Genomic DNA, 12,508 nt, shown 5'->3' with positions numbered 1-12,508 from the left:
ACCCGAGATCGTACGCGCGCGCCAGGGCCCGCATTTCGCACCGCGTCGGCGCGGTTTCACGGCACCGCACCGACACCCCGTCGCAGGCCCGTGGCGCAAGGGCGGACGCACGCCCACAGTGCGGTCCATCGCAACCCCCCGGAGCCCGCCATGAACCCCCTTGACCACGACCTCGAACGCACCGCGCGCCGCCGCGTGGCCGCGCGCCTGGGCTGGACCCTGCACGCCCTGGTCTTCCTCGCCGTCAATGCCGGCCTCGCCTGGCTGTCCTGGCGCAGCGGGCGCGACTGGGCGGTGTTCCCGGCCATGGGCTGGGGCCTGGGCCTGCTGGTGCACGGGCTGGTGGTGTGGGTGAAGCTGGGCGGCGGCGGCCTGCACGAGCGCTGGCTGGCCCAGGAGCGCGAACGCCTGCAACAGCAACGCCGCGCCTGATGGGCGCCGTGCATACTGCGCCCATGTCCGACCACCGCCCGCGCTCCTGGGTGAACCGCGCGCTCTTTGCGGCGGTGCTCAACACCCTGATCGCCCTGGCCATCACCGCCAGCCACGCGCACCCGTTCGGCGAGAACCTGCTCTACGCCCAGCTCATCGGCATGGGCATCTGGGCCGGCATCGAGGTCGGGCGCCGCCTGCTGCGGGCGCGCGGCTGGCTCGGGCTGGGCTCGATGGCGGTGCTGGTCGTGGTGGCGGTGTTCGCGGGCTACGGGTTCGGCATGGCCAGCGGCAACCTGCTGCTGGGCCGGCCCGCGCTCAATTCGCTCAGCGGCCTGCCGCGCAGCACCGTGGGCTTCCTGCTGATGTCGCTCGCGCTGGGCGTGTTCGGCACCTACTTCTTCACCAGCCGCGAGCTGCTGGCCAAGGCACGTTTCGATCAGCAGGAGGCCCTGCGCCAGGCCAGCGAAGCGCGGCTGCGCCTGCTCGAATCGCAGCTCGAGCCGCACATGCTGTTCAACACCCTGGCCAACCTGCGCGCGCTGATCGCCGCCGACCCGCCGCGCGCGATCCAGATGCTCGACCGGCTCAACGACTTCCTGCGCGCCACGCTCGCGGCCTCGCGCACCGAGGCGCGCGGCGGCCGGCACACGCTGCGCGAGGAGTTCGCGCGGCTCGACGACTACCTGGCGCTCATGGCCGTGCGCATGGGGCCGCGCCTGCAGGCGCAGCTCGATCTGCCCGACACGCTGGCCGAGCGCCCGGTGCCGGCCTTGCTGCTGCAGCCGCTGGTGGAAAACGCGATCCGCCATGGCCTAGAGCCCAGCGCGCGTGGCGGCACGCTGCGCGTGGCCGCGCGCGAAGCCGGGGGCGCGCTGCACCTGAGCGTGAGCGACGACGGCGTGGGCAGCGAGGCCGCGCCGGGCGAGGGCTTCGGCCTGGCCCAGGTGCGCGAGCGGCTGCAGACCCTGCACGGCGACGCCGCGCGCTTCGAGTGGCGCAGCGCGCCCGGCCAGGGCACACAGGCCGAGCTGGTGTTGCCGCTCACCCCCGAGGCCAGGCCATGAACGCCACCGCCCTGATCGCCGAAGACGAGCCGCTGCTGGCCCAGGCCCTGCAGGCCGAGCTCGCGCGCGCCTGGCCCGGGCTGCAGGTGCTGGCCTGCGTGGGCGACGGCGCGAGTGCCGTCGAACAGGCGCTCGCGCTGCGGCCGCAGGTGCTGTTCTTGGACATCCGCATGCCCGCGCTGAGCGGGCTGGACGCCGCGGCCGCCATCGCCGACGGGTGGCCGCCCGAGCAGCCGCTGCCGGTGCTGGTGTTCGTGACCGCGCACGACCACTTCGCGATCCAGGCCTTCGAGGCCCAGGCACTGGACTACGTGCTCAAGCCGGTGCAGGCCGAGCGCCTGCAGCGCACCGTGGCGCGCGTGCAGGCCGCGCTTCGGGCCCGTGAGGCCCTTGCCCCGGCGGCGCCGCTCGACGCCGAGTGGGCCGGCCTGCGCGCCCTGCTGCAAGCCGCCGCGCCGCGCGAACCGGCGCGGCTGCGCCACCTCATGGTGGGCGTGGGCGCGGGCGGCACGGCGGCGGTGGAACGCATCGCAATCGACGCGGTGCTGGCCTTCGACGCGGCCGACAAGTACCTGCGCGTGCTCACGGCCGGGCGCGAATACCTCATCCGCACGCCGCTCAAGGAAATCCTGCCGCAGCTCGATCCGGAGGTGTTCTGGCAGATCCACCGCGGCACCGTGGTGCGGGCGGACGCCATCCATCGCGTCACCCGCGACGAGGCGGGCAAATGGCGGCTGACGCTGCGCGGCCTGTCGGAGGCCTTCGGCATCAGCCGCCTCTACGCCGACCGCTTCCGCGCGATGTGAAGCGGCGGCGGGGGATCAGTCGTCCCAGCCGCGGTGGCCGTGGCGATGGCCGTGGCGGTGCTTGTGCCAGCGGCGGTCGTCGCGGTAACCGTAGTAGGGCGCGGGGTACACCGGGTACGACTGCACGACCACGGGGCGCGGGTGAACCACCACCGGGCGCGGGTACACCACGACCGGGCGCGGCTCGTACACGGGGTAGCCGTAAGAGGGGTAGCTGTAAACCACCGGCGGCGGCGCGTTCGACACGCCCACGGCCACGCCGGGCGAATTGACGCCGATCGACCAGTAGACGTCGCGCGCCTGTGCGCTGCCGGCGAGCGCCCAGCCGCCGGCGGCCAAGGCGATCATGGCCAGGCCTTTGGCCCAGGTGCGCGTTGCGGTGAAGGACGGGGTGTTCATCGTGGGGACTCCGAGGGACGGCGGTGTGCCGTGGGGGGTATTGCACAAGAATCCGGGGCACCACACTCCGCACGCCGCGTCAAAGCTGTTGCAACACGTAAACGCCACGCCCATGAGCCCACTGCCCGCCCCCGCCCGCGCCCTGCTCGACCACTGGTTCGGCGATGGCCTGGCCCGCGACTGGCCCAGCGCGTCGCGCCAGGCGCTGTGGTTCCGCTCGACGCCCGAGCAGGACGACGACCTGCGCGCCCGCTTCGGCGCCGAGGTGGCGCAGGCACTGGCCGGCGGTCTGGCCGATTGGGCCGACACGCCCGAGGGCCGGCTGGCCCTGGTGCTGCTGCTCGACCAGCTGCCGCGCAACCTGTTCCGCCGCCAGGCCCGCGCCTTCGAGGGCGACCGCCGCGCCCAGGCCCTGTCGGCCCAGGCGGTCGAGGCCGGTACCGACCGCGCCCTGGCCACCGTGGGCCGCGTCTTCCTCTACATGCCCTTCATGCACGCCGAAGACCTGGCCCTGCAGGACCTGTGCGTGCGCTGCTTCGACCAGTTGCGCGCGGGCGCCGAACCGGCGCTGCACGCCGAGCTCGACCACCACCTGAAGTTCGCCGTGCTGCACCGCGACATCGTGGCGCGCTTCGGGCGCTTCCCGCACCGCAACGCGGTGCTGGGCCGGCAGAACACGGCGGAAGAGGACGAATTCCTGAAAGATGGGCCCCGTTTCGGGCAATGAGCGCGGTAGCGGTCGGCCGCCGGTGTGACCGCCTGTCATCGAAAAGACACCGTTCAGCCGCACGGCGGTCATGCGGGCTTTTTACAACCCTGTGCTGTTTTTCCCCGCACAAGGACCCGACCCGATGACGCCCCGAACCCGCTGGACCTCCGCCGGCACGCTGACCGCCACCCTGATCGCCGCTGCCGTGCTGGCGGCCTGCGGCGGTGGCGGCGGTGGAGCCACGCCCGCAACCCCGCCCACCGACACCCCGCTGCGCGTGCAGCTCGAAAAAATCGGCGGCTACAGCACCGGCCTGTTCGGCGTGTCGGCCGCCGAGATCCCGGCCTACGACGCCGCGAGCCAGCGCCTGTTCATGGTGAACGCCCAGGCCGGCAAGGTCGATGTGCTCGACCTGCGCGTGCCCGCCAGCCCGGTCAAGATCGGCGAGATCGACGCCACCGCGGTGCTCGCGGGCGCCGAGATCAACAGCGTGGCGGTGCACGACGGCCTGGTGGCCGTGGCGATCCAGGCGCCCGTGAAGACCGACCCCGGCCGCGTGGCCCTGTTCCGCGCCGCCGACCTCGCCCTGCTCGGCTCGGCCGCCGTGGGCGCGCAGCCCGACATGATCACCTTCACGCCCGATGGCCGCACCGTGTTGCTGGCCAACGAAGGCGAGCCCAGCGACGACTACCAGATCGACCCCGAAGGCAGCATCAGCATCGTGGACGTGAGCACCCCCGCCACGCCCGTGGTGCGCACCGCCGGCTTCAGCGCCTTCAATGCGCAAAAGGCCGCGCTGCAGGCCGCGGGCGTGCGCGTCTACGGCCCCAACGCCACCGTGGCGCAAGACCTCGAGCCCGAGTACATCACCGTCTCGGCCGACGGCCGCACCGCCTGGGCCACGCTGCAGGAGAACAACGCCTTCGCCAAGATCGACATCGCCAGCGCCACGGTCACCGACATCCTGCCCCTGGGCTTCAAGGACCACGGCGTGGCCGGCAACGAGCTCGACGCCTCCGACACCGACGGCGGCACCATCAATATCCGCACCTGGCCCGGCGTGCGCGGCCTGTACCTGCCCGACTCGATCGCCAGCTACAGCGCCGGCGGTCAGACCTACCTGGTCACGGCCAACGAAGGCGACGCGCGCGCCTGGGGCGAAGACAACGCCGCCTACTGGGCCGGCGACGCCAGCAAGGGCTTTGTCGAGGAGTTCCGCGTCAAGCACCTGGTCAACCGCAGCGGCTGGGCCGGCCGCGCCGGCAACGACCTGCCGCCCCAGCTCAATGCGCTGGCCGCGGGCGGGCTGCTCGACCCCGTCACCTTCGGCCACTGCGGTGCGATCGCGGGCAACCCCGGCGCCTGCCGCAACGACGAGAACCTGGGCCGGCTCAACGTCACCTGGACCATGGGCTACCGCACCAACCCGGACGGCTCGCCCATGCTGTTCGACGCCACCGGCGCGGCCAACCCGGCCGGCAACCGCCTGATGTACGACCACCTCTACAGCTACGGCGCGCGCTCGTTCAGCATCTGGAACGCCGACGGCCAGCTGGTGTGGGATTCGGGCGCCGAGTTCGAGCGCTTCCTCGCCAGCGCCGACTGCAAGCTCGGCAGCGCACGCAGCATCCCCTGCGCCGACTTCTTCAACTCGGGCCACGACGAAGGCAGCGCCAAGGACAGCCGCAGCGACGCCAAGGGCCCCGAGCCCGAAGGCATTGCCGTGGGCCAGGTGAACGGCCGCACCCTGGCTTTCATCGGCCTGGAGCGCATGGGCGGCGTGTTGGTGTACGACATCACCGTGCCCACCGCGCCCCGGCGCCTCGACTACCTCAACACGCGTGAAGACTGGACCACGGCCGACCCCGGCACCGTGCTGGCCACCGCGGGCGACCTGGGTCCCGAGGGCCTGGTGTTCATCCCGGCCGCGCGCTCGCCCATCGGCGTGCCGCTGCTGGTGGTGGGCAACGAGGTGAGCGGCACCACCGCCGTCTACCGCATCAACGCCACGGGCGGCGTGCGCTGAGCCTCAGCGCGGTTCGGCCAGCGGCCGCAGCGCCGCGGGCAGCCCGGCCGCGAGGCGCGCATGGATGCGCGCCTCGTGCCGCTGCCACCACACCCCGAGCGCCACGATGCCCAGCCCCAGCAGCGAGAGCGCGAAGGGAAACAGCAGGCTGTCGGCGAACACCTTGTGGCTCAGGTAGCCCAGGTAGCCCGCCACGCCGATGGCCCCGAGCACGGTGAACACGCGCCGGCCGATGGCCGCGCCCAGGAACACCAGCGCCACGTTGATCAGCGCGTACAGCAGCTTGCCCAGCTCGCTGCCGCTGTCGTGCAGGCTGAGCCCACCCCAGGCCATGAGGGCGCCGAACAGGTAGAGCCAGAAGGCGAAGTCCTGGCGGTCGCGTGGGTCGCTGGCCAGGCGGCAGCGCAGGTCGACCCAGACCGCGATCGCGCAGGTGAACAGGCCGAACACCAGCGAGACGTCGCGCGTGAGTTGCCAGTCGAAGCCCGACTGGCGCGTCAGCATGTGGGCCACGTCCATGTTCAGGTACCAGAGCGTGACGGCCAGGGGCATCACCATGAACGGCAGGCGCAGCCACCACAGCATGACCACCGCCGCCGCCAGCGTGGCGAACTCCAGCGTGAGCCAGCGCCAGTCGATCAGGCGGTGGTAATCGCGGTAGCTCTCGGGCCCGCCCTCGGGCCACAGGCCCAGCCCGCTCTGCACCGACCAGGCCGCCAACGGCACCAGGCAGACCGCAATGGTGGCCAGGATGCCCGCGGGAATGTGCAGCCCGCGGCGCAGCAGGTGGCGCGCCGCCGCCACCGCCCCCGCCGCGTAGCCCAGCGAAAGCAGCAGGGTGCCGGCGGCGCCGAACAGCTCCCAGCCCAGGGTCATGAACAGCGTCATGGCGCCGATGGCCAGCAGGCCGCCGAAGTAATAGAGCACATGCACGAAGCTGAACCGCGGCGGCGCGATCGCGTCGCCCGCCCAGCGCGCCCACAGGCGCTCGGCCTGCGCGGGCGAGATGTCGCCCGCCTCGGCGGCGGCCAGCAGCCGGGCGCGGTCGATGGTGATGCGGTGCTGGCGGTCCGGCGTGTGGCTTGGTGCGGCTTCGCTCATGGCATGTCCCTCCTGCCGCGCACGATAGCGCAGCGCCCGGGCCCCTGCCCCGCCGCGGTCCCTAGAATCCCGGGATGACTTCCCCTGCCGCACCCGCGCCCACCGAAGGCGACACCAAGGCCAGCAACTTCCTGCGCCAGATCATCGAGAACGACCTCGACCGAGGCACCTACGCCAGCCGCCGCTGGGCCGGCAGCCCCGGCGACGCCGCGCACCAGGCCGGCGGCCAGCCCGACCCCGCGAAAATCCGCACCCGCTTTCCGCCCGAGCCCAACGGCTACCTGCACGTGGGCCACGCCAAGAGCATCTGCCTGAACTTCGGGCTGGCGCGCGACTACGGCGGCATCTGCCACCTGCGCTTCGACGACACCAACCCCGAGAAGGAAAGCACCGAGTTCGTCAACAGCATCATCGACGCGGTGCAGTGGCTCGGCTTCACGTGGGACGCAAACGGCACGCGCCACCTCTACCAGGCCAGCGACTACTTCGACTTCATGTACCGCGCGGCCGAGGCGCTGATCGAGCGCGGCCACGCCTACGTGGACGAACAAAGCGCCGACGAGATGCGCGCCAACCGCGGCGACTTCACCACGCCCGGCAAGAACAGCCCGTTTCGCGACCGCACGCCGGCCGAGAACCTGGCGCGCTTTCGCGCCATGCGCGACGGCCAGCTCGCCGACGGCGCGGCCGTGCTGCGCGCGAAGATCGACATGGCCTCGCCCAACATCAACCTGCGCGACCCGGCCATCTACCGCATCCGCCGCGCCACGCACCACCACACGGGCGACCGGTGGTGCATCTACCCCATGTACACCTACGCGCACCCGATCGAGGACGCGCTGGAGCAGATCACCCACAGCATCTGCACGCTGGAATTCGAAGACCAGCGCCCCTTCTACGACTGGCTGCTCGAGCGCCTCACCGAAGCCGGCCTGCTCGCGAGCCCGCCGCCGCGGCAGTACGAGTTCGCGCGCCTGAACCTCACCTACGTGATCACCAGCAAGCGCAAGCTCGCGCAACTGGTGAACGAGCAGCGCGTGAGCGGCTGGGACGACCCGCGCATGCCCACCATCGTGGGCCTGCGCCGGCGCGGCTACACGCCCGAGAGCATCCAGCTCTTCGCCGAGCGCATCGGCGTGACCAAGAGCGACAGCTGGATCGACTACAGCGTGCTCGAAGGCTGCCTGCGCGAAGACCTGGAGAACAAGGCCCACCGCGCCATGGCCGTGCTCGACCCGGTGAAGCTCGTGATGACCAACTGGGCCGAGGTGTTCGGCAGCGACGGCCACACCGAAGACTGCACCCAGCCCGCCCTGCCCCACAGCGCCATCGCCGAGGGCCAGACGCCGCCGCCCGAGCGCGTGTTCAAGATCGGCCGCGAGGTGTGGATCGAGCGCGAGGACTTCGAAGAGGTGCCACCCAAGGGCTACAAGCGCCTGTTCCCGGGCAACATCGTGCGGCTCAAGGGCGGCTACGTCATCGAATGCACGGGCTGTGCGAAAGACGCCGACGGCCGCGTGACCGAGGTGCACGCGAAGGTCATTGCCGGCACCAAGAGCGGCACCCCGGGTGCCGACAGCGTGAAGGCCAAGGCCGCGATCACCTGGGTGGGCGTGGCCGACGGCGTGGCCGCCGAAGTGCGCCTTTACGACCGCCTGTTCAGCGATCCGCACCCCGACGCGGGCGGCAAGGACTTTCTGGCCGCGCTGAACCCGAACAGCCTGAAGGTGGTGCAGGCCTGGGTCGAGCCCTCACTGGCGAACGCGCGGCCCGACGACAAGTTCCAGTTCGAACGCCACGGCTACTTCGTGGCCGACCGCGTGGACCACGGCGTGGGCGGCAAGGCGGTGTTCAACCGGGTGACGGGCTTGAAGGATTCGTGGGGGAAGTGAGCCGCCACCGACGCGTGCACGAGGCGGCTGGTGAGGATGCGGGCCGCTGCACGATTTGGATACCCTCGGCGGGCACTGTGACCCGAAGTCCGGTGCCAGCTGCTTGATCGCGTCCTGAAGCAAGGGGCAGTTCGATCAACCATCGCGGCCCGAGGTTAACCAGCACCTGGGCTTGAACCGGGTGCCATTCGCCTTCTTCGCAGAGCAGCGTTTGGGGGCTGAAATGGGCGTCGTGCGCGCTTTTGATCAGGCGGCAGGTAGTGGCTGGCACACGCAGCTCGACAGCCCGCGCTGTCCTCAAACCAACGAGTTCAGCGACCTTGTTCGGAAAATTCAGTGGCGAGCCCAAGAACAGGGGCAATGAGATCGCAAGCGCCGGGAAAATGGCCGTGATGCACAGCGCACTGGCCCAGACAGGCACGTGGCGCACAGCGGCTGCTGCGCCGACCATGATCACCCACGCTGCTGCCATAACTGCGACGTGGCCCCAACCCGCACCATTAGCGGGCCAAAACAAGATCAACAGGGCCGAGACCGGAAGCACGCTCACGAGGCAGACGCCACCCGCACTAAGCAGCCGCTTCAGTCTCGTGCGCCTATCAACCCGCACCTGCGATTCGCACCAGTACCAAGCCAGCGCGCCAGAAAAGGCCAAGACGGCGCCCACACCTGCGAGGGGGCCCGCGCTCGAAAGGCATTCCAATGTTGACTGCCCGCCTAGCCACAGAAAGAACAAGCCAACACCAAGCGCCTGCAGCGATGGCAGCCCCCAAAAGCCCGCAATGTCCACACGCCCGTTCGCCATGTCCTGCGTGATAGCCAATTGACCAGCTTGGTGTGCCCACAGCGGCGCAGCCAAGGACATGAGTACCCAGGCGAATAGCGCCAGAGCCGCCATGGCGACGAACACGCTGGCGCCCAAGATGGCAGGAATATCCGCAGGGACGAATCCCATCGCGTGGAAGTAAACGGTTAACAGCGCAACGCCCGAGCCTGTGGCCAAGGCGCCGAGCGCTGCCCAAGGAACATCGCGCATCTGTTGCAGCGACCGCCGGACCGGTGCCCAGGGTTCTGGTGGCGACACTTCGGTACTCGCCAAATCGGCTGCAGACGTTTCGCCCGCGTTCGCGCTCATGCACCCTCCTCCCTCAATCGTTCTGGGCCATTCTAGGCAGCGCCAGGCCCAGCGTCTCCCACTGCGTGAACACCTTCACCTGCCGCTGCAGGAAGTCGAGCGGCATGGCCTGCGAGCCCCACACGGGCACACGCCCCGCGTACTCGCCCAGCAGCCAGAACTGGCGCACGGCCACGAACAGCGGCAGGGCGGCGCGGTCGGCGTCGCGCAGGGGCCGCACGGCCTGGTAGGCCGCGATGAAGTGGTTCCAGCGAGCGAGCGCCTTGTCGCTCCACTGGCCATCGACCGAGCGCGGATGCAGCCACCACGGGTACACGGCGAGTTCGTAGGCCAGGTAACCCGGTCCGGTTTCGTCGAAGTCGAAGAACACGGCCTCGCGCGCGCCATCGCCTTGCACCTGCACGAAGTTGTTGTCGCTGTGCGCATCGCCGTGGCACAGCACCTGCGTGAGTTCGCCGAGTGCGCGGATGCGCCCGTGCAGGCGCAGGCCCAGGGCCTCGAACTGCGGCCGCAGTTCGGCCGTCATCGTGGGTGCGCGCAGCAGCCGCTGCAACGGCCGCAGCAGCAGGTGGTCGAGATCGAGCGTGTAGTGGGGGGCCGGGCTCTGCATGCCCTCGCCCGCCGCGTGCAGTCGCGCCAGGCCCCGGCCGAAGGCCTCGAGGTTGGCGGGCAGGTCCGACGTGGCCTCGCCTTCCAGGTGCTCGAACAGCATGAGCGCGCGCTCGCCCTCGGGCAACGCCACGCTCAGGGCGACCTCACCGCTCGCCGTGGGCAGGCTCGCGGCCACGGGGCAGCCGCGCGCGCGCAGGTGCTGCAGCACGTCGGCCTCGAAACGCAGGGCGGGTTCGCCGCGCGGGCGCTCGGCACACAGGCGCGCCACCACGTGGCGGCCATCGGCCAGGGTGAGCCGGTACACCTGGTTGAAGCTGCGGCGCAGGAACTCGCCGCTCACCACTTCGCCCAGGGGGTAGCCCGCCTGCACCACGCGGGCGATGGCCGCGGCGGTGGGGGTCGACTGCGCAATCTCCAGGGACATGGGCGGCTCCGCGCAAAGGGGGCGCGATTCTAGGCGCTGCCCCGATACTCGCGGGTGTCGCCAGAAGGTCAGCCCGTGAGCCGCCGCCCCCACCACCACGTGTACGTGATCGAACTGCACCCCGATGTGCTGGGCGAGCGCAAGTTCCGCCAGAACAACCCGGGCTATGTGGCGGGCAAGCCCTGCGTGTACGTGGGCATGACGGGGCTGGACCCGGACCTGCGCTTCGACAAGCACAAGGCCGGCATACAGTCCAATGCCTACGTGTTCCGGTACGGCCTGCGCCTGCTGCCCGATCTGTACGAGGGCTTCAACCCCATGCGCTACGAGGACGCCGTGGCCAAGGAGATCGAAATCGGCATCGACCTGCGCTCGGCGGGCTTCGGTGTGTGGCAGGCCTGAGGAACGGACTCAATGCGTGGCGCCGGCGGCCGCGCGGTCGTCGTGCCGCACGCTCAGCGCTTGCACCAGGGCCAGGCGAAGGCCGCGCACGATGAGGTCCAGTGGCATGCCGGGCGAGCCCTGCTCGGGCAGCCAGGGCACGTGCACGAAGCCCCCGCGCGCCCCGCGCAGCGCGGGTTCGGTGGCCAGTGCGTGCATGAGGCCGTAGAAGACGTGGTTGCACACGAAGGTGCCCGCGGTCTGCGACACCTCCACCGGCACGCCGGCCTGCTGCAGCGCGGCCCGCATGGCCTTGATGGGCAGGCCGGTGAAATAGGCGGCGGGGGCGTTCGCGCACACCGGTGTGTCGACCGGGCAGGCGCCGGCGTTGTCGGGGATGGGCGCGTCGTCGAGGTTGATGGCCACACGCTCGAGCGATATCGCGGCGCGCCCGCCGGCCTGGCCCACGCACACCACCAGCGCGGGCCGGTGCGCGTGCAACAGCGCCCGCAGCACGTGCAGCGATTCCCCGAACACCGTGGGCAATTCGGCGGCCACCACAGCGTGCCCCACGAGCTCCTCGCCGTGCAGCGCCCGCACGGCCTGCCAGCTGGGATTGACCGAGGCGCCGTTGAACGGATCGAAGCCGGTGAGCAGAACCGTGGGACGCGAGGCGCTGGAGCGGGGGGCGGAAGGCGACATCGCGCCGAATCTACCGCAGCCGCCGACCGCACTGCGGGTGTCAGGCCTTCGCGATCCGGTCTGCGTTCAGGGCGGCAAGGCGCTGGTGGGCATCGCTGGCCGGGTCCACCGGACGGTTCTGCTTGCCTTTGAGGTAGTGCTCGGTGAACACCCCGAGGTAGGCGTCGAGCGTCTCGGCGGCCAGCGGCTCGCCGGCCAGTTGCAGGCACATGGCCGCGACCTCGGCGGTGCAGAAATGGTCGTCGCGCGCGGACCGGCGCAACCGGTAGTTGGAGACGCGATCGGGGTGCAGGCTTAGCACGGGAAACGCGTCGAGGTAGCGGCTCTTGTTGAACATCTTGCGCGCTTCCGACCACGTGCCGTCGAGCAGCACGAACAAGGGCCGCCTTGTGGCCGTCCCGCCGTTGTCGGCGGCGGCAGCAGGCGGCAGCTCGGTGATGACGCGCGAGGGCTCCACGAACTCCCCCGGAAACACCACGAAGGGCTGCCACTGCGGGTCGTTGAGCAAGGCGATCAGCGCGGGGTCGATCACGGTGCGCGACCACGCAAACGCCCAGGTGTCGGGCACGAGGTCGGCGATCAGCCAACCCGTGTTGCTCGGCTTGATGGCCTCGATGTCGCCCATGAGCAGACAGACACCCACACGCGTGGCCACACGGGGGCGCAGACCGCAGATGCAATACGGGCCATAGAGCCGGCAGCGCTCGCAGCGGCCGGGCGCAGAGCCGCGTGCGTTGAAGGGTTTGGAGGCAGCGGCCAGGCGCGCGGCGCGCAGGCGGGAAACGGCATGGGACATGGAGGCGCGACTGTAGCGCCTGTGCC

The 12,508-nt window shown here is 70.8% G+C and carries 13 protein-coding genes; 7 read left to right on the top strand and 6 right to left on the bottom strand.

Going from position 1 to position 12,508, the window contains the following annotated elements; all coding sequences use genetic code 11:
* Window positions 1-150: 150 nt before the first annotated feature.
* From G9Q37_RS02840 to G9Q37_RS02830, 3 genes are read left to right on the top strand one after another with little or no spacing between them, the layout of a single operon-like run.
* On the top strand, window positions 151-432 hold the full coding sequence (locus G9Q37_RS02840; RefSeq protein WP_166224276.1) for a 2TM domain-containing protein: 282 nt from the start codon (window positions 151-153) through the stop codon (window positions 430-432).
* 23 nt (window positions 433-455) lie between these two features.
* A complete protein-coding gene (locus G9Q37_RS02835; RefSeq protein WP_240936492.1) occupies window positions 456-1,499 on the top strand; it encodes a sensor histidine kinase in 1,044 nt (347 codons plus the stop codon).
* Window positions 1,496-2,305 carry a LytR/AlgR family response regulator transcription factor gene (locus G9Q37_RS02830; RefSeq protein WP_166224270.1) on the top strand — a complete coding sequence of 270 codons (810 nt, stop codon included), beginning with the start codon at window positions 1,496-1,498 and terminating at the stop codon, window positions 2,303-2,305. Before G9Q37_RS02835 ends, G9Q37_RS02830 begins: the two co-directional genes overlap by 4 nt.
* Window positions 2,306-2,320: 15 nt before the next feature.
* Here G9Q37_RS02830 and G9Q37_RS02825 read toward each other — a convergent pair whose 3' ends face one another.
* Window positions 2,321-2,704: a hypothetical protein gene (locus tag G9Q37_RS02825; RefSeq protein WP_240936490.1), complete on the bottom strand. Its 384-nt coding sequence runs from the start codon at window positions 2,702-2,704 to the stop codon at window positions 2,321-2,323.
* A 112-nt stretch (window positions 2,705-2,816) separates the two neighbouring features.
* Here G9Q37_RS02825 and G9Q37_RS02820 point away from each other — a divergent pair, with 112 nt between their 5' ends.
* A complete protein-coding gene (locus G9Q37_RS02820; protein ID WP_166224267.1) occupies window positions 2,817-3,431 on the top strand; it encodes a DUF924 family protein in 615 nt (204 codons plus the stop codon).
* Between the two features lie 124 nt (window positions 3,432-3,555).
* Complete coding sequence (locus G9Q37_RS02815) at window positions 3,556-5,439, top strand: choice-of-anchor I family protein (protein ID WP_166224264.1); 1,884 nt, start codon at window positions 3,556-3,558, stop codon at window positions 5,437-5,439.
* A 3-nt stretch (window positions 5,440-5,442) separates the two neighbouring features.
* Here the strand turns inward: G9Q37_RS02815 and G9Q37_RS02810 are convergent, their stop codons facing one another.
* The gene (locus G9Q37_RS02810) at window positions 5,443-6,540 is read right to left on the bottom strand and encodes a DUF2157 domain-containing protein (RefSeq protein ID WP_166224261.1); all 1,098 of its coding nucleotides are present in this window, start codon (window positions 6,538-6,540) and stop codon (window positions 5,443-5,445) included.
* Window positions 6,541-6,614: 74 nt separating this feature from the next.
* On the opposite strand from G9Q37_RS02810, the gene G9Q37_RS02805 reads away from it, so the two are divergent.
* Window positions 6,615-8,432: a glutamine--tRNA ligase/YqeY domain fusion protein gene (locus G9Q37_RS02805; RefSeq protein ID WP_166224258.1), complete on the top strand. Its 1,818-nt coding sequence runs from the start codon at window positions 6,615-6,617 to the stop codon at window positions 8,430-8,432.
* Here the strand turns inward: G9Q37_RS02805 and G9Q37_RS02800 are convergent.
* Complete coding sequence (locus tag G9Q37_RS02800) at window positions 8,392-9,567, bottom strand: hypothetical protein (protein WP_166224255.1); 1,176 nt, start codon at window positions 9,565-9,567, stop codon at window positions 8,392-8,394. The two genes, G9Q37_RS02805 and G9Q37_RS02800, sit on opposite strands and share 41 nt — an antisense overlap.
* Window positions 9,568-9,580: 13 nt before the next feature.
* Entirely contained in the window at window positions 9,581-10,603 is a 1,023-nt protein-coding gene (locus G9Q37_RS02795) for a phosphotransferase enzyme family protein (protein WP_166224252.1), read from the bottom strand.
* A gap of 75 nt (window positions 10,604-10,678) precedes the next feature.
* Between G9Q37_RS02795 and G9Q37_RS02790 the strand changes: the two genes are divergently transcribed.
* Window positions 10,679-11,005 (top strand): hypothetical protein, encoded by a 327-nt coding sequence (locus tag G9Q37_RS02790; RefSeq protein WP_166224249.1) that lies wholly within the window; start codon window positions 10,679-10,681, stop codon window positions 11,003-11,005.
* Window positions 11,006-11,014: 9 nt separating this feature from the next.
* On the opposite strand, the gene pcp is transcribed toward G9Q37_RS02790, so the two are convergent.
* Window positions 11,015-11,686 carry a pyroglutamyl-peptidase I gene (gene pcp, locus G9Q37_RS02785; RefSeq protein ID WP_166224246.1) on the bottom strand — a complete coding sequence of 224 codons (672 nt, stop codon included), beginning with the start codon at window positions 11,684-11,686 and terminating at the stop codon, window positions 11,015-11,017.
* Between the two features lie 40 nt (window positions 11,687-11,726).
* Complete coding sequence (locus G9Q37_RS02780) at window positions 11,727-12,482, bottom strand: tRNA-uridine aminocarboxypropyltransferase (RefSeq protein ID WP_166224243.1); 756 nt, start codon at window positions 12,480-12,482, stop codon at window positions 11,727-11,729.
* Window positions 12,483-12,508 lie beyond the last annotated feature (26 nt).

Source organism: Hydrogenophaga crocea (assembly GCF_011388215.1).
Classification (GTDB): Bacteria; Pseudomonadota; Gammaproteobacteria; order Burkholderiales; family Burkholderiaceae_C; genus Hydrogenophaga; species Hydrogenophaga crocea.
This window is presented reverse-complemented; position numbering and strand designations above follow the sequence as displayed.